General features: G+C 70.2%; 13 protein-coding genes. 10 read left to right on the plus strand and 3 right to left on the minus strand.

What is annotated here, in order from left to right; translation table 11 throughout:
* The first annotated feature begins 29 nt into the window (after positions 1-29).
* The 8 genes from ABH940_RS23470 (at position 30) to ABH940_RS23505 (ending at position 7,325) form a co-directional block, all read left to right on the plus strand.
* Positions 30-818: a type III pantothenate kinase gene (locus ABH940_RS23470; RefSeq protein WP_370067394.1), complete on the plus strand. Its 789-nt coding sequence runs from the start codon at positions 30-32 to the stop codon at positions 816-818.
* Positions 819-917: 99 nt separating this feature from the next.
* The gene (locus ABH940_RS23475) at positions 918-1,973 is read left to right on the plus strand and encodes a hypothetical protein (RefSeq protein ID WP_370106125.1); all 1,056 of its coding nucleotides are present in this window, start codon (positions 918-920) and stop codon (positions 1,971-1,973) included.
* 197 nt (positions 1,974-2,170) lie between these two features.
* Positions 2,171-3,799 (plus strand): LPXTG cell wall anchor domain-containing protein, encoded by a 1,629-nt coding sequence (locus ABH940_RS23480; RefSeq protein WP_370106105.1) that lies wholly within the window; start codon positions 2,171-2,173, stop codon positions 3,797-3,799.
* Between the two features lie 271 nt (positions 3,800-4,070).
* Positions 4,071-5,609, plus strand: coding sequence for a bifunctional lysylphosphatidylglycerol synthetase/lysine--tRNA ligase LysX (lysX, locus tag ABH940_RS23485; RefSeq protein WP_370067398.1), 1,539 nt, complete (start codon positions 4,071-4,073; stop codon positions 5,607-5,609).
* 34 nt (positions 5,610-5,643) lie between these two features.
* Positions 5,644-5,796: a hypothetical protein gene (locus ABH940_RS23490; protein ID WP_370067400.1), complete on the plus strand. Its 153-nt coding sequence runs from the start codon at positions 5,644-5,646 to the stop codon at positions 5,794-5,796.
* Positions 5,797-5,944: 148 nt separating this feature from the next.
* On the plus strand, positions 5,945-6,358 hold the full coding sequence (locus ABH940_RS23495) for a BlaI/MecI/CopY family transcriptional regulator (protein WP_370067402.1): 414 nt from the start codon (positions 5,945-5,947) through the stop codon (positions 6,356-6,358).
* A gap of 21 nt (positions 6,359-6,379) precedes the next feature.
* On the plus strand, positions 6,380-6,883 hold the full coding sequence (locus tag ABH940_RS23500) for an amino-acid N-acetyltransferase (RefSeq protein WP_370067404.1): 504 nt from the start codon (positions 6,380-6,382) through the stop codon (positions 6,881-6,883).
* 91 nt (positions 6,884-6,974) lie between these two features.
* Positions 6,975-7,325 (plus strand): Lsr2 family protein, encoded by a 351-nt coding sequence (locus tag ABH940_RS23505; protein ID WP_370067406.1) that lies wholly within the window; start codon positions 6,975-6,977, stop codon positions 7,323-7,325.
* Here ABH940_RS23505 and ABH940_RS23510 read toward each other — a convergent pair.
* On the minus strand, positions 7,256-7,732 hold the full coding sequence (locus ABH940_RS23510; RefSeq protein ID WP_370067408.1) for a hypothetical protein: 477 nt from the start codon (positions 7,730-7,732) through the stop codon (positions 7,256-7,258). The two genes, ABH940_RS23505 and ABH940_RS23510, sit on opposite strands and share 70 nt — an antisense overlap.
* 438 nt (positions 7,733-8,170) lie before the next feature.
* Between ABH940_RS23510 and ABH940_RS23515 the strand changes: the two genes are divergently transcribed.
* Positions 8,171-10,684, plus strand: coding sequence for an ATP-dependent Clp protease ATP-binding subunit (locus ABH940_RS23515; protein ID WP_370067410.1), 2,514 nt, complete (start codon positions 8,171-8,173; stop codon positions 10,682-10,684).
* A gap of 60 nt (positions 10,685-10,744) precedes the next feature.
* Here ABH940_RS23515 and ABH940_RS23520 read toward each other — a convergent pair whose 3' ends face one another.
* Entirely contained in the window at positions 10,745-13,960 is a 3,216-nt protein-coding gene (locus tag ABH940_RS23520; RefSeq protein ID WP_370106106.1) for an NACHT domain-containing protein, read from the minus strand.
* Positions 13,961-14,203: 243 nt separating this feature from the next.
* On the opposite strand from ABH940_RS23520, the gene ABH940_RS23525 reads away from it, so the two are divergent.
* A complete protein-coding gene (locus ABH940_RS23525) occupies positions 14,204-15,643 on the plus strand; it encodes a serine/threonine-protein kinase (RefSeq protein ID WP_370106107.1) in 1,440 nt (479 codons plus the stop codon).
* A gap of 28 nt (positions 15,644-15,671) precedes the next feature.
* Here ABH940_RS23525 and ABH940_RS23530 read toward each other — a convergent pair whose 3' ends face one another.
* Positions 15,672-16,004 (minus strand): trypco2 family protein, encoded by a 333-nt coding sequence (locus ABH940_RS23530; RefSeq protein ID WP_370067417.1) that lies wholly within the window; start codon positions 16,002-16,004, stop codon positions 15,672-15,674.
* Between the last annotated feature and the right edge of the window lie 66 nt (positions 16,005-16,070).

Below are 16,070 nucleotides of genomic sequence, written 5' to 3' on the forward strand. Positions count from 1 at the left end.
GCCCACCCACGACCAGGAACGGCGCGCCCATGCTGCTCACCATCGACGTCGGCAACACCCACACCGTGCTCGGTCTCTTCGACGGCGAGGAGATCGTCGAGCACTGGCGGGTCTCCACCGACCCGCGCCGCACCGCCGACGAGCTGGCGGTGCTGATGCAGGGGCTGATGGGCGCGCACCCGGTGCTGAAGACCGAGTCCGTGGACGGGCTGGCGATCTGCTGTACCGTGCCGTCGGTCCTGCACGAGCTGCGCGAGGTGACCCGGCGTTACTACGGCGACGTCCCGGCCGTCCTGGTCGAGCCGGGCGTCAAGACCGGCGTGCACGTGCTGACCGACAACCCCAAGGAGGTCGGCACCGACCGGATCGTCAACACGCTGGCGGCCAAGCACCTCTATGGCGGCCCGTGCATCGTCGTCGACTTCGGAACCGCGACCAGCTTCGACGCGATCAACGAGCGCGGCGACTTCGTCGGCGGGGCGATCGCGCCGGGCATCGAGATCTCGGTGGAGGCGCTGGGCGTGCGCGGCGCGATGCTGCGCAAGATCGAGGTGACCCGGCCGCGTGGGGTGATCGGCAAGAACACCGTCGAGGCGATGCAGTCCGGCGTGCTCTTCGGCTTCGCCGGACAGGTCGACGGGATCGTCAACCGGATGGCGGCGGAGCTCGCCGAGGACCCGGACGACGTCCAGGTCATCGCGACCGGCGGCCTGGCGCCGCTGGTGCTCGGCGAGGCAACCAGCATCGACGTGCACGAGCCCTGGCTGACGCTGGTCGGGCTGCGGCTGGTCTTCGAGCGCAACAACGCCGCCTCATAAGGCAATTCGGACTCGAAAACGGAAGGGGAGAAATCGGACGACCCGCCGAAACTGGCGTGGTTCATCCGATTTTCCCTTTTCGTTACGTACAGTCGTCCCATGCCTACGCCTCACGGGTCTCGCGGCGGCATGGCCTTCAGCGCAGACGAGCTGCGGGTCCTCCGTCGGGCCCTCGCCCACGTCCTCAATCCACCGGTCGCGATGAGCGCGACGAGCACGACGAGCACGATCAGCGCAGTCAACGCGGTCGCGGCGGTCAGCGCGGTCAGCGCCGAGAGCAGACCCGACGTGTTCGGTCTGGTCCCGCAGGCCGCGCACGGCGCGCACGCCGCCTGGGTGGAGGACGTCCAGGACGTTCTGTGCCTCTCCGAGGCGATCGACGAAGCGGTGCACGAGGGCGGGAGGATGCGGGCGTTCGCGCTGGCGGAGCTGGTCCGCTACCGCGCCGCACTGCCCGGCAGTGCCACCGGCTATCTGGAGCGCCTGGAGGAGGCCGTCGCCGACGGCTACCTGCCGGACTCCGACGACCTCTCCGCCCTGCGCGCCCTCGGCGCGATGCCCTGCGCGACCGCCGAGCGCAGCCGCCGTACTGCCCTGCGCCGCCGCTGCGCGGAGCTGGCAGAAGTCAGTGCGCGGAAGCGACTCGACGGTCCGTCAGGGCCGTCGGGACAGCAGCTGCCGCGCCCCGCGCTGCCGGAACGGGAACCCGCCGCGCAGGTGGTCGCGTTGAGCGCGCCACGTGGTCAGCAGCAGGTGCCGGAGCAGCCGTCGCCGGGCCCGTTGGCGCCGATCGGGGGAGCGGCACAGGCGGTGCCGGAGATTCCGCGCCCGCCGCGGATCGCGAGCGTGCTGAGCGGGGGGAAGGTGGCGGACTTCGCGCGAGCGAACCGCCCGGCCAGGCTGCGCGAGAAGACCCGCGCGGAGTCGTACCCCCTGTCCATCCGTCGTGGAGGAACGATCGCCATGAGCAGCAACACCGAGCGCCCGACCCCGGCGTCCACCCCCGCGTCCGAGTCCGACCCGCAGCGCCGGACCCCGGCCCGCCCCGCCTCCGACCGCCCGGTCCGCCCGATTCCGACCCCGGGCGACCTCTTCCCGCGCGGCGTCCGCAAGAACACCGGCCAGGACGAGGAACTCGCCACCGGCACCGGGTGACCGGACGTCACCGGGCTCGGTCCGGCTGCGCCCTGACCGGCGGATAACGGTCGGGCCACAGCTCTGGCCTGCGAGAGCGGTGAAGTGGTTGGATCCAGCGCACCCTTCACACTTCGCTCACGTGGGAATCACAGATGCCTTTCATACGCACGCGTGCCGCAACTCGTCTCGGAGTTGCGGCCGCTGCCGTTCTCACCGTGGGTGGCCTCAGCGCTGTCCCGGCCGGCGCTGCCGGTTCGCACTTCCTCGCGGTGGTCTCCACGCCGCAGGTGACGTTGCTTCCGCAGTCGTCCGGTGTCCAGGCGCAGCAGTACCACAGCGTCGGCGTCTCGGTGATGTCCGAGGAGGCTCCGCTCTCCGGGGTCGAGGTCGCCGTCGACGCGAGCCGGCTCGCCGGTGTGGCGGGCCTCTCGCTGCCGGGCAACTGCCGCTTCACCGACGCCGCCAGGCTCCACGCCGCATGCTCGCTCGGCTCAGTCGACGGGATCGGCCAGGTCGACGTGGGCCTTCGCTCGCTGCCGGGCGCGAAGGTCGCCGCCAAGGGCTCGGTGCGGTTCACCGTCACCGCCGCCAACGCCACCGAGGACCCGAGCGGCCCGCCGACCACGACCACGGTCGTCGTCGGCGACGGCCCCGACCTTGCCGTGCTGCCGATGCCGACCACCCTGACCCTCGCCCCGGGCCGGACCCTGACGGTGAATCCGCAGGTCACCAATGTCGGTGACCAGGACGCCTCCGGTATCACCCTGCTGTTCGACTCGCTCGAAGGTGATGCCTGGTCGGTGGGCGGCGGCTTCGGCAACTGCCGCTACGGTGCCGACGCGGGTACGGGCGACCCCACCGCGGTGGTCTGCCACTTCGACACGGTCGTCAAGCCGGGCGAGACCTACCAGCTCGCCACCCCGGCCCCGGTCTCGGCCGTACCCCAGGCCGTGGACGGCATGCTGATGTACGGGTGGGACGTGACCGGCGGTGCGATCGACTCCTCGATCACCGGTGGCACGCCCGGCCACGGCGCACCACTCGCCCTCGTGCCGGTTCCGGCATCGGCCCGGCAGACGGTCCCGCATGTGGTCCCTGACATCAACTACGACAACAACGTCGCCGTCTCCCAACTGCACCTGGTCAGCCCGGACGACGTCGCCGCGGTCGCGCACGACGTGACCGGCACCGTGGGCCGGATGGCGACCACGGTGTTCGGCGTCCGGAACGACGGGACGGTGCCGACCCGTCAGATGTCCGGCAGCCCCGCCGGGACCACGGCGGCCCTGGTTGCGATGCTGCCGCAGGGCGTCAGCGTGGTCTCCGCGCCCAAGGGCTGCCAGGCCGAGCCCCTGGACGGTCCGCCGCCCGTGGCCGGGCTCACCCGGCTGCGCGCCCAGGCCGCCGGCGACGGCGTCCCCGGCGCGCTCTACGTCTGCCTGGTCACCAGGGTCCTGCGGCCCGGCGCGGAGGCGGACTTCGCCTTCACCCTGAAGCCGACCCGGACGCTGCACGCGGTGCCGGGCACCGTCGTGGCGGTGGGGCAGCCGGACGACAACACGCCGTTGAACAACGTCGCGACCTTCCAGGTGACGGCCACCCCCGCGGCCGGGAGCCCGTCGGCCTCGGCGTCCCCGGTCGCGCACCCGTCCGCCTCGGCGACCGCGGCTGCGACGGCTTCCGCCGCGCCGACCGCTCCGGGCGGCTCGCTGGCGCACACCGGCGGCGGCGACGACACCCTCCCGCTGGCCGGTGCCGGACTCGCGGCCGTCGTCCTCGGCGGAGCGGCACTCGTGCTCTCCCGGCGCCGTCGCAACGGAACTGTGGGCGGCAGCCACAGCTGACGCCCGGATCCGTCTCCGCGCCGGAGGAGGGGACAGAAGTCGGTAAGAACCTGCCGGTTCTTTGCCGTCGGCTGTCCCGTCCTGGCGTTGGAATTCAGTTTGTCGACGATGTGTCGATCCTTGGGGTGTCCCGAGGATTTTCTGTGATTTCCGGAGGCTGGACAGCGACTCCCCGCGCCGCGTCACCCGAGCCCGGGAGAAGCGTCCTTGGACGCCCCTCCCGGGTTTAACGAGTGGCGGGGCACGCCCGTGCGGTCGATACCCTGGTGAGGTGAGCGATCAGCAGACCCCCGCAGCCGCAGCAGGCACCGCCGTAGGCGCGTCCGACGAACTTCCCGAGCAGATGCGCGTCCGGCGCGAGAAGCTGGAGCGGCTCCGCGCCGCCGGCGTCGACCCGTACCCGGTCGGGTTCCCGCGTACCAGCACGCTGGCGGACCTGCGGGCGGCCTACCCGGCCCTGGAGGCAGACGCACAGACGGGTGACCGGGTCGGCATCACCGGCCGCGTGATCCTCAGCCGCACCGGCGGCAAGCTCTGCTTCGCCACCCTCCGCGACGGCACCGGTGACCTGCAGGTCATGCTCTCGCTCGACAAGCTCGGCGAGGAGCGGCTGTCCGCGTGGAAGACGGACATCGACCTCGGCGACCACGTCGGCGTCGAGGGCGAGGTGATCACCTCCCGCCGCGGCGAGCTGTCGGTCATGGTCGACCGCTGGGAGCTCACCTCCAAGTGCCTGCGTCCGCTGCCGGAGAAGCACAAGGGCCTGGCCGACCCGGAGGCCCGCGTCCGCCAGCGCTACGTGGACCTGATCGTCAACCCCGAGGCCCGCGAGATGATGCAGCTGCGCGTCCGCGTGCTGCGCTCGCTGCGCGACACCTTCGAGCGCCGCGGCTTCCTCGAGGTCGAGACGCCGATGCTGCAGCCGATCCACGGCGGCGCCAACGCGCGTCCGTTCACCACCCACATCAACGCGTACGACATGACGCTGTACCTGCGCATCGCCACCGAGCTGTACCTCAAGCGGCTCATGGTCGGCGGCGTGGAGAAGGTCTTCGAGATCAACCGGAACTTCCGCAACGAGGGCGCCGACGCGACCCACAACCCGGAGTTCACCGCGATCGAGTCCTACGAGGCCTACGGCGACTACGACACCCAGGCCGAGCTGACCCGCGAGCTGATCCTCAACGCGGCCAAGGACGCCCTGGGCACCACCGTGATCCGTGGCCTTGACCAGCACGGCGAGGAGGTCGAGATCGACCTGGCCGAGCCGTGGGAGCAGGTCAGCGTCTACCCGGGCATCAGCGCCCACCTCGGGGTCGAGGTCACCCCGGAGACCTCGGTGGACGAGCTCCGCAAGCTCGCCGACGAGCACGGCGTGCCCTACGAGAAGAAGTGGGGCCACGGCCAGCTGATCCTCGAGTTCGTCGAGCGCCTGCTGGAGCACAACGCGGTCAAGCCGACCTTCATCCGGGACTACCCGACCGAGGTCTCGCCGCTGACCCGCAAGCACCGCTCGATCGACGGCGTCGCCGAGAAGTGGGACCTGGTGATCTTCGGCAAGGAGGTCGCCACCGCCTACTCCGAACTGATCGACCCGGTCGACCAGCGTGACCGCCTGACCCAGCAGTCCCTGCTGGCGGCCGGCGGCGACGTCGAGGCGATGCAGCTGGACGAGGACTTCCTGCGGGCCCTGGAGTACGGCATGCCGCCCACCGGCGGCATGGGCATGGGTGTGGATCGACTGGTGATGCTTCTTACCGGCAAGCCGATCCGGGAGACCCTGCTGTTCCCCCTCGTGAAGCCCGAGTGACCCTGCTCGTGACGGCCCGAGTAGAGTCGGGCCCATGCAGTACATCGAGGCTCTGACTCCGCCCACTGTGATGGCCGTCTTCTTCGGCCTGATGATCCGCGCGCTCTTCCGCAACCAGGGCGGCGCCAACGCCACCAAGGAGGACGCGGTGGCGGACGCCATCAGGTCCTCGCAGAGCTCGCACTGAGCCTGGCTGCAGCCGGTCCTGAGCACGCCTGAGGGGCGCGAGAGCGCGGGAATCACCGCCCTCGTGCCCCTCAGTCATGCCTTCGGGCATGCCGTTGGGCAGCCCTGCCTTGTGGATTAATTCGGGCAAAAGTGATATTTGCACTGTCATGGCCCGCCCACTCGGTGAACTCGAGAACGAAGTGATGACCCGGCTCTGGCAGTGGAACCGGCTCGTCACCGTTCGCGAGGTTCTGGAAGATCTGCAGCAGGAACGCGAGATCGCGTACACCACCGTCATGACGGTGATGGACAAGCTGTTCCAGAAGCGGTGGCTGCGCCGGGAACAGGAAGGCCGCGCCTATCGATATGCGCCGGTGTCCACGCGCGAGGCGTATACCGCGACCCTGATGAACGACGCGTGGGAGACGAGTGACAACCCGGCGGCGGCCCTGGTGCACTTCTTCGGCATGATGTCACCGGAGCAGCAGGAGGCGCTCGGCGACGCATTGCGGGTGTTCGCCCCGTCCATCTTCCCGGCGGATATCGACGCCTCCGACGAGGGCCCTCCGGAGGTGCGGTAGCCGACGCGGTAGCGTCTCTCCATGCAGGTCACCATCCGCCGCGCGCGGACCACCGATGTGTCCACGATCCGCCGCCTCGTCGACAGCTATGCGCGTCAACACATCCTCCTCAACAAGCCGACGGTGACCCTGTTCGAGTCGCTGCAGGAGTTCTGGGTGGCGGAGCGCGACGACAATGCGGAGGTCGTCGCCTGCGGTGCGCTGCACGTGATGTGGGAGGACCTGGCCGAGGTGCGTACCCTGGCGGTGGACACCTCCTGCCGCGGCACCGGGATCGGTCATCTGCTGCTGCAGAAGCTGGTGGAGACCGCGCGGTGGATCGGTGTGCGTCGTATTTTCTGCCTGACGTTCGAAGTCGAGTTCTTCACCAAACACGGCTTCCAGGAGATCGCCTCGACTCCGGTCGACGCCGACGTCTACGACGAGCTGTTGCGGAGCTACGACGAAGGTGTCGCGGAGTTCCTGGATCTCGAACGCGTCAAGCCCAACACCCTCGGCAACAGGCGGATGCTCCTGCATCTGTGAGAGATGAGTTCCTGAGGGCCGGTTGAATTTTTCGCGGGAAGACGGTTTGCTTTCCTACAAGTAATCCAGGCTTTTGAGGAAAGGGACGCCCGTGGCGCAGAAGGTCCAGGTCCTTCTTGTCGACGATCTCGAAGGCGGCGAGGCGGACGAGACAGTGACGTTCGCTCTCGACGGGGTTGCCTACGAGATCGACCTCACCCATGGAAATGCGGGCAAGCTGCGTGAGCTGCTCGCTCCCTACACGGACAAGGGCCGCAAGCAGAGCGGCCGGGCCGGCGCCCGTGCCGGTCGTGGTGGCCGCGCCGCCGCTGTGCGTCCGGTCGGCGGCAACCCGGACACGGCGAAGATCCGTGCCTGGGCCAAGGAGCAGGGCTACGAGGTCAACGAGCGCGGCCGGGTGCCGAGCAACGTCCGTGAGGCGTACGAGAAGGCCCACGGCTGAGTAGTTCCGGTTCGCCGGTGCTCCCGGCAGTGATCCAACTGCACGCGGGCACAGGCGTCGGCGCAGGTGTCGACGAGGCGGGCCAGTGGCTCCCCGCACGGGGAAGCGCCGGCGCGCAGCAGACGGAGGCCGACGGGGCGCGGTGCCTCGGCCGGAACGGCCGTCAGCACGCCGTCCAGGTGGGCCCAGCCCAGCCAGCACAGCAGGCCCGGCAGCTGCTCCGCCGCCCCGGCAGGGACCGTCAGCAGCAGGCGGTTCCGCGCCACCAGGACCGGCCCGGTCGGCCGGGCCAGCCGGTCCATCCGGTGCACCACCCGCACCCCTGCAGCGAACGGCATGCCGAGCAGGTCGCAGCTCCCCGCGTCGGGAGCCGCGGCCTGCTTGTCATGAGGCTGCTTCTTGTGCACGGGATGGGGCACACTCGTAGCAACTGCTTGCACCAGATTCCGGTTACGGCCCTACCGGGCCTCAAGCGGATTCCGGTGGCGGCCCCACCGGGCCTCAAGCGGATTCCTCGGTGGGCGAACACCAGACGGAGTCACCCCGGTATGGATGGGGTACGCCAGAGGGTATGAATGCCCATGTGGGAGGCCGGATGCGGTGGTGTCGCGGCGTGTCGGCGGATGCGTTCGCCGTCGGCGTAGCGATTCCAGGTGGATCTGCCTGGCCTGCGGGAACACCATCCCGCAGCATTCGGTTGGAGTCATTGTCGGCCGTCGCACGGTCCCCCACTGGCGGGTGTCGACGGTTGGAGTGAGGAGCTGTTCCGGCCTCCGGGACTAGCATGCGGTAGGACAGGGAGGGGATTCCCTCACTGCCCCGACCGCTCTGAGGAGCGATTAACGATGTTCGAGAGGTTCACCGACCGCGCGCGGCGGGTTGTCGTCCTGGCTCAGGAAGAAGCCCGGATGCTCAACCACAACTACATCGGCACCGAGCACATCCTTCTTGGCCTGATCCACGAGGGTGAGGGTGTCGCCGCTAAGGCCCTGGAGAGCCTCGGGATCTCGCTCGAGGCGGTTCGCCAGCAGGTCGAGGAGATCATCGGTCAGGGGCAGCAGGCCCCGTCCGGTCACATCCCCTTCACCCCGCGGGCGAAGAAGGTCCTGGAGCTGTCGCTCCGCGAGGCCCTCCAGCTGGGTCACAACTACATCGGCACGGAGCACATCCTGCTCGGCCTGATCCGCGAGGGTGAGGGTGTCGCCGCCCAGGTCCTGGTCAAGCTGGGCGCCGACCTGAACCGGGTGCGGCAGCAGGTCATCCAGCTGCTCTCCGGGTACCAGGGCGGCGGCAAGGAGGCCGCGACGGCCGGTGGCCCCGCCGAGGGCACCCCGTCGACCTCCCTGGTCCTCGACCAGTTCGGCCGCAACCTGACGCAGGCCGCCCGCGAGGCCAAGCTCGACCCGGTCATCGGGCGCGAGAAAGAGATCGAGCGGGTCATGCAGGTGCTGTCCCGCCGCACCAAGAACAACCCGGTCCTCATCGGCGAGCCCGGCGTCGGCAAGACGGCCGTCGTCGAGGGTCTGGCCCAGGCCATCGTCAAGGGCGAGGTGCCCGAGACGATCAAGGACAAGCAGCTCTACACGCTTGACCTCGGTGCCCTGGTCGCCGGCTCCCGCTACCGCGGTGACTTCGAGGAGCGCCTGAAGAAGGTGCTCAAGGAGATCCGCACCCGCGGCGACATCATCCTGTTCATCGACGAGATCCACACGCTCGTCGGTGCCGGTGCCGCCGAGGGCGCGATCGACGCCGCCTCGATCCTCAAGCCGATGCTGGCCCGTGGCGAGCTGCAGACCATCGGCGCCACCACGCTGGACGAGTACCGCAAGCACCTGGAGAAGGACGCGGCCCTGGAGCGCCGCTTCCAGCCGATCCAGGTCGCCGAGCCGTCGCTCGCCCACACCATCGAGATCCTCAAGGGCCTGCGCGACCGCTACGAGGCGCACCACCGCGTCTCCATCACGGACGCCGCCCTCGTCGCCGCGGCGACGCTGGCCGACCGCTACATCTCGGACCGCTTCCTGCCGGACAAGGCCATCGACCTGATCGACGAGGCCGGCTCCCGGATGCGCATCCGCCGGATGACCGCTCCGCCGGACCTCCGCGAGTTCGACGAGAAGATCGCCGACGTCCGTCGCGAGAAGGAGTCCGCGATCGACGCGCAGGACTTCGAGAAGGCCGCGTCCCTGCGCGACAACGAGAAGCAGCTCCTGACCGCCAAGGCCAAGCGCGAGAAGGAGTGGAAGGCCGGCGACATGGACGTCGTGGCCGAGGTCGATGAGGAGCTCATCGCCGAGGTCCTGGCGACCGCCACCGGCATCCCGGTCTTCAAGCTGACCGAGGAGGAGTCCTCGCGTCTGCTGCGCATGGAGGACGAGCTGCACAAGCGCGTCATCGGCCAGAAGGACGCCATCAAGGCGCTCTCCCAGGCCATCCGGCGCACCCGTGCGGGCCTCAAGGACCCGAAGCGTCCGGGCGGTTCGTTCATCTTCGCCGGCCCGTCCGGCGTCGGTAAGACGGAGCTGTCCAAGACGCTCGCCGAGTTCCTCTTCGGCGACGAGGACGCGCTGATCCAGCTCGACATGTCCGAGTTCAGCGAGAAGCACACCGTCTCGCGGCTGTTCGGCTCCCCGCCCGGCTACGTCGGGTACGAGGAGGGCGGCCAGCTGACGGAGAAGGTGCGCCGCAAGCCGTTCTCGGTCGTCCTCTTCGACGAGGTCGAGAAGGCCCACCCGGACATCTTCAACTCGCTGCTGCAGATCCTGGAGGACGGTCGTCTGACCGACTCCCAGGGCCGGGTCGTGGACTTCAAGAACACGGTCATCATCATGACCACCAACCTCGGCACCCGGGACATCTCCAAGGGCTTCAACCTGGGCTTCGCCGCCCAGGGCGACCTGCAGACCGGCTACGACCGGATGAAGGCCAAGGTCGGCGAGGAGCTCAAGCAGCACTTCCGCCCCGAGTTCCTCAACCGCGTCGACGACATCGTGGTCTTCCACCAGCTCGGCGAGGACGAGATCATCCAGATCGTCGACCTCATGGCCGCCAAGGTGGACGACCGCCTCAAGGACCGCGACATGGGCCTTGAGCTGACGCCGGCCGCGAAGGCGCTGCTGGCCAAGCGCGGTTACGACCCGCTGCTGGGTGCGCGTCCGCTGCGTCGCACGATCCAGCGCGAGATCGAGGACATGCTGTCGGAGAAGATCCTCTTCGGCGAGCTGCGCTCCGGCCACATCGTCGTCGTGGACGTCGAGGGCGAGGGCAAGGACGCCAAGTTCACCTTCGTCGGCGCGGACAAGACCCCGGTCGCGGACGCCCCGCCGGTCGCGGCGGGCCCGGACCTGACCAAGGGCTGATGCGGTAGTCGCAAGGCAGACGAAAGGGCCCGGCTCCCCGAGAGGGAGCCGGGCCCTTCGTCACAGCACCGAGTGCCAGGTGAACCGTTCGAGCGAGGCCGACGGCGGCGCTGCCGCAGGTTCTGCTCCCCGCAGCTGAATCGCGAGCTCCGTGGCGACGAGCGTCCCGGGGCGGAGCTCGTTCATGTCGAGGGGAACGCCATCACCGAGGAAGTAGATGAGCCGCAGGCCGGGAAAGGCCTCTGCCACCCGCTCCAAGCCGTCCGTGTAGGAGGCGTTCCGCAGGCTCAGGCTGGTGACGTGGGGGAGCGGGTCGCGTTCGGCCAGACTGCGCAGGTCGAGATCCTCGATGTCGAGGTCGGTCAGCCCGGCGTGGCCGCGCAGGGCGGCCCAGTTGACCGGGTTGAGGTCTGCTGCCATCAGCCGGACCGACGCCAGTCGGGGCGCCGCCAGGATCAGCGTCAGGTCCAGCCTCCCGCTGTGCGGCGAGGCCGCGTCGGCGAAGCTGAGGTGTTGCAGCCTCGGCATCCGGCCGAGCGCCTCCAGGTGGGTGACGGCGGGGCTGCCGAGGACGACCAGGCGCCTGATGTTTGTCTCCGCCAGCGGTGACATGTCGAACGCGCCGCTGTTGTTGAGCAGCATGAGCATGGACAGCTTCGGCGTCTCGTGGACCAGGGACAAGTCGACCCCGTGCGGATTCTCGTGGAATCGGAGCTCGCGCAGGTTCTCCCGCGGGACCAGGCGGACGGTCTCCTCGGGCAGCGCGCCGGAGAACTCCACCCGGTGCACGGCCGGCAGCGTGGCCAGGAACTCCGCCTCGGCCCGACCGGTGACCATCAGCCGCACGTTCTCGCGTTGCGCGAGCCTGGTGACCACCGCGCGCCCGTACTCCTGCGTCTCGAAGCGGGGCCAGGCGTAGGCGAGTTGGGACCGGACCTCAATGGCAGGGTGGTCCGCGTACGCGGCGAGCAGCGGGGTGGCCCGCTCGGTGCCGATCGTCGTGGCGCAGACGACCACGGCCAGGGCTGTCGCGTCGTCCAGGCCCGCAGGGCCCGGCAGCAGCTCCAGGACGACCGGGCCCGCGCCCGCCAGCTCCTTGGCCGCCTCGGTCGTACGCGGTGGGATCAGCGCCGCTGCCGCCGTCGTGACCGACTCCCGTACGGCCGGGTCCAACTCGACCGCCAGCTCCAGGCAGGCGGCAGCGAGCAGTCGCAGCCGGTGGGCGTGCTGCGGCTCCGTCTCCGCGCGGCGCAGGATGCGCTCCAGCAGGTCCGCGCGCTCGCGTCGACGCGCGTGGCCCACGGCGAGGCGGATCACGTCCTCCCACTGGTCCTCGTGCGCGTGGTCGACCAGCAGTGGGATGTCGCCCTCCTCGATCGCCGCCTGCGCGCCGAGGTAGTCCTGGAAGGTGCGGTGCACGAAGTCGACGACGCCCGGCTCCGGTTGACGCAGCACTCCGCTGCGCACCGTCAGCTGCGAAAGGACGCGGTCCGCGTCGCCCCGGATCTGCGGCATCTGCGGCAGCGCGTGCTCGATCCGGGCCAGCGCCTGGGCCTCGGACAGCTCCGACTGCCCGTTGCGGATCAGCCAGTACGCGAGCCTCTGCAGCAGCGCCTGCTGCTGCAGCTCGTTGAGCGCCAGGCCCTCCGAGGCCGGGTCGACGCCCCGCTCCTCGTCGCGGCGGACCAGCAGCATCTCCAACGCCGCGTCGTAGAGGGCCATCCGGCCGGACGGCAGGTGGCCCTGGCGGTCGGCGTTGAGAGCGCAGATCAGGGAGCACATCAGCGGGTTGGCGGCCAGCCGGCCCAGGTCCTGGATGCGGCCGACCGCGTCGGTCAGCATCGCCCGCCAACGGGCGAGCCGCTCGCGTTGCTCTTCGTCGCCCTCCGCCCCAGCCGCTGCCGCGGCATGCCAGCGGTCGATGAACGCGGCCACGTCGCCCCGGCTCATCGGCAGCATGTCCAGCTCGGCGAAGCCGAGTTCGCCGAGCCAGCCCTCGCGGACGGCGGACGGCCGGGTGGTGACCAGGCAACGGATCCCGGGGTACGCGGCCAGCAGCCCGGTCAACCACTCCCGCACGCGGCGCCGCTCGCCGGCGGGCGCCTCGTCGATCCCGTCCACCAGCAGCAGCACCCGGCCCTCGGCCATCCGGCGGCTGACCCAGCCCTCCGAGCCGGGGAACCCGGCCAGGGGATTCCCGGAGGCCTTGAGGAACTCCTCGGGTCCGGGCAGGGCCTGCCCGGCGCGGGCGATCGTGCGCAGCTTCAGCAGGATGGGGATGCAGTCCTTGAACTGGCGCAGCTGGACCGGGAGTTCGTCGCGGGCGCAGCGGGTGGTGAGCCACTGCAGCAGCGTGGTCTTGCCGGAGCCCGCGTTCCCACGCAGCAGGATCCGCTGCTGCTGTGCGAGGGCGTCCTCGACGCGCCGCGCCACGGGGGTGGGGTCCTCGTCGCCGATCTCGCGCTGCGGGCGCTCGCTGTCGGCGAGTTCGAGGCTGAGGTAGGCGACGTCGAGCTGCCAACCGCTGTCCCCGCGCCCGGAGCGGGTGACGCCGTAGATCCTGACCTTGCCCCACTCCTGGCCGAGGTACTCGCGCAGCCGGTCCTCGAACGAGTCGGCGGGCGGTTCGAGGGTGGTCATGGCGTCGGCGACGTTGTTGTCCTCAAGGATGCGGCGGACCTCGACGTGCAGCACGAACTCCTTACAGAGGGTCAGTTCCAGCCGCGCCTCGCCCCACTGCTGTGGCGCCGAACGGACCAGTCCCACCAGGGAGTTGTGCAGGAAGACCGGTGCGCCGGACATCCCGGCCCAGGGTGAGCCGTCCTCCGAGGTGGGCGGAGCCGCGTGCTCGCTGTCCAGTACGGCCCGGCCGCCGACCAGTCCGGTGCCGGGTTTGAGCGTGCCGACGATCTGCTCGCTGTCCAAGCGCTGGTCGGCAGACCGCTGGATCTGGGGGAACCCGACGGCGACCGCCCCGGCCAGCGCCGTGAGACCGCTCAGCAGCCCCCAGGAGAGCCGTTCGAACCCACGGACGGTCTCGCCCGGCAGGAGATCCTCCTCGGCGACCAACAGCGCGGCGTCGCACTGGTTGTCCTGCCGTCGCCAGACGACCCGGCAGGTCTTCGGCCCGCCCGCTCCGGGAATCGCCACCTGGACCGTCGTCTCGTCGCCGACGACGTGCGCCGCGGTGACCACCGTCCACGGATTCAGCAGGTAGCCGCTGCCCTGGCCTGCGCCGAGCACCACGGCCAGCCGTTCGCGCTGCGGATGCGTCACCCCTCGTCCTTCCCCCTGAACGTGCTGGTCACTGCGGTTGCACAGCGGTGACGGATCGTCAATCGAGCACGCACCGACCATGCGCCAAGATTCTCGTGTCGCCGGGGAACGGACCGCAAGCGAAGCGGTCGGGGGGCCGGGGTCGGGCCTCCGGACGCCGGACCACCCGCCCGGTGATCGTCTTCCTGGCGAACCGGCGGAGAGCTCTGGGGCGTTGGCGGCGGTACACCTAGAGTGTCCGATGTGGCAGAAACAAACGGGGAGTTGATCGGCGGCCGGTACCGGCGTGTGGAGCTGATCGGGCAGGGCGGCATGGGCCGTGTGTGGCGGGGCCGGGACGAGACGCTCGGGCGGGACGTCGCCGTGAAGGAGGTGATGTTCCCGCAGGGAATCACCGCTGATCAGCGCGAGGTCCTTCTCCAGCGCGTGCTGCGTGAGGCGCGTGCGGCCGCGCAGTTGAACCATCCCGGGATCATCACCGTGCACGACGTGGTCGAGCACGCGGGCGCGCCAGTGATCGTCATGGAGTACGTGGCCGGAACGTCCCTGGCTACGGCGATCGAGCAGAGCGGCGGCCTGCCGGCACGCAGGGTCGCGGAGATCGGTGCGGCGATGCTGCGCGCGCTCAGCCGCGCCCACGCGGCCGGGATCATCCACCGTGACCTCAAGCCGGACAACGTCCTGCTGATGGACGACCGGGTCGTCATCACTGACTTCGGCATCGCGCACATGGTGGATTCCACGACGGCACTCACCCACACCGGTACGCTCATCGGCACCCCGGCCTACATGGCCCCGGAACAGCTCTCCGGCCAACCCCCCGCGCCCGCAACGGACTTGTGGTCGCTCGGGGCGACGCTGTACTGCGCGGTGGAGGGGGAACCCCCGTTCAGCGCCGAGACGTTCGCCGCGCTGTGCATCGCCGTGGTCACCGGGATGCCACGCCCTGCGCTGCGCGCGCAGGGCCTGGGGGCGGTCCTCGCTGCGCTGCTGACGAAGGATCCGACGCAGCGCGCCGGGGCGGCGCAGGCGCTGGCAGCGCTGGACGAGGTGGCGCGCACGGGTGGGGTCGGCTACGTACCCACACACCTCGACGCCCCGCCCGCACCGGCGCCGGGCTTCGGGCCGGCCGGGCCCGGCGCGCTCCCCGGCGGCGCGCCCGTCCGTCTGGCTCAGCCGCCGCTGGCGGGCGGACCGGTGCCGTGGGGCGGCGGGCCCAGCCCGCGGGCGGCACAGCCCAAGCCGAGGGCGCATCCCGTAGCGGCGATGATCGCTGGTGTCCTGGCGCTGCTCACCGCCGGCATGCTCGCCTGGTTCGGGCTCTTCAACGTCCTCTACGCCGGTCACGTGGACAGCCTGGTGTTTGAGAACTCGCTCGGCGGCTTCGTCAGCGCCGGGTTGCTGTTGGTCCCAGCGGGATTCACGTTCAACCGCCGGATACCCGGCGCGTGGACACTGTGTGCGCTCTGCGTGCTTTACGTCGTGGTGACCCTCTTTGTGTCGCCGCTGCAGTTCGGCACGTCCATTGGTGCTCAGCTCAACTTCGTCCTGGGCTTCCACAGGAGCAACGGGGTCGTCCTGGGGCTGGCGGTCATCTTCGGCGTTCTGACGGCGATCATTGCGGCGATCGCCGGCAGCGTGAAGTCATACGGACCGACCACCGCCAGGCAACCCGGTCCGTGATCACCTCGCTGTCCGGGGAGCCGCGCCGTCAGAACCCGGACAGGTCCGGCGCGGTGTGGTTGCCCACCTCGACCGACCCGCCGCTGGTACGGGACTTCGGCGTGAGCGTGACCGCGACCCGGTGGGTCCGGTCGTGCGCCTCGCCCACCTCGCCGTCGGCGGAGAACACCCACGCCCGCACCCCGCCCCTGGCCCGCGCGTCGCGCTTCAGCGCCACCGTGAACTCCAGCTCGATCGGCCCGACTTCGAAGCCGATCTCGGCGCCGGCGCCCCGCCCGGCGGCGTCGACCAGCTGGTCCCGGATGGCGGCGATCGCGTCGGCGAGGTCGATGCGGTCCTCGCGGCCGTCGGAGTTCGTCATACGGATCATCATCCGTCAGGCGGCAGGCCGGTAAGGCGGTTTCCGACTGTTGCAGAGCCATGACAC

It is taken from the genome of Streptacidiphilus sp. BW17, assembly GCF_041262485.1.
Classification (GTDB): domain Bacteria; phylum Actinomycetota; class Actinomycetes; order Streptomycetales; family Streptomycetaceae; genus Streptacidiphilus.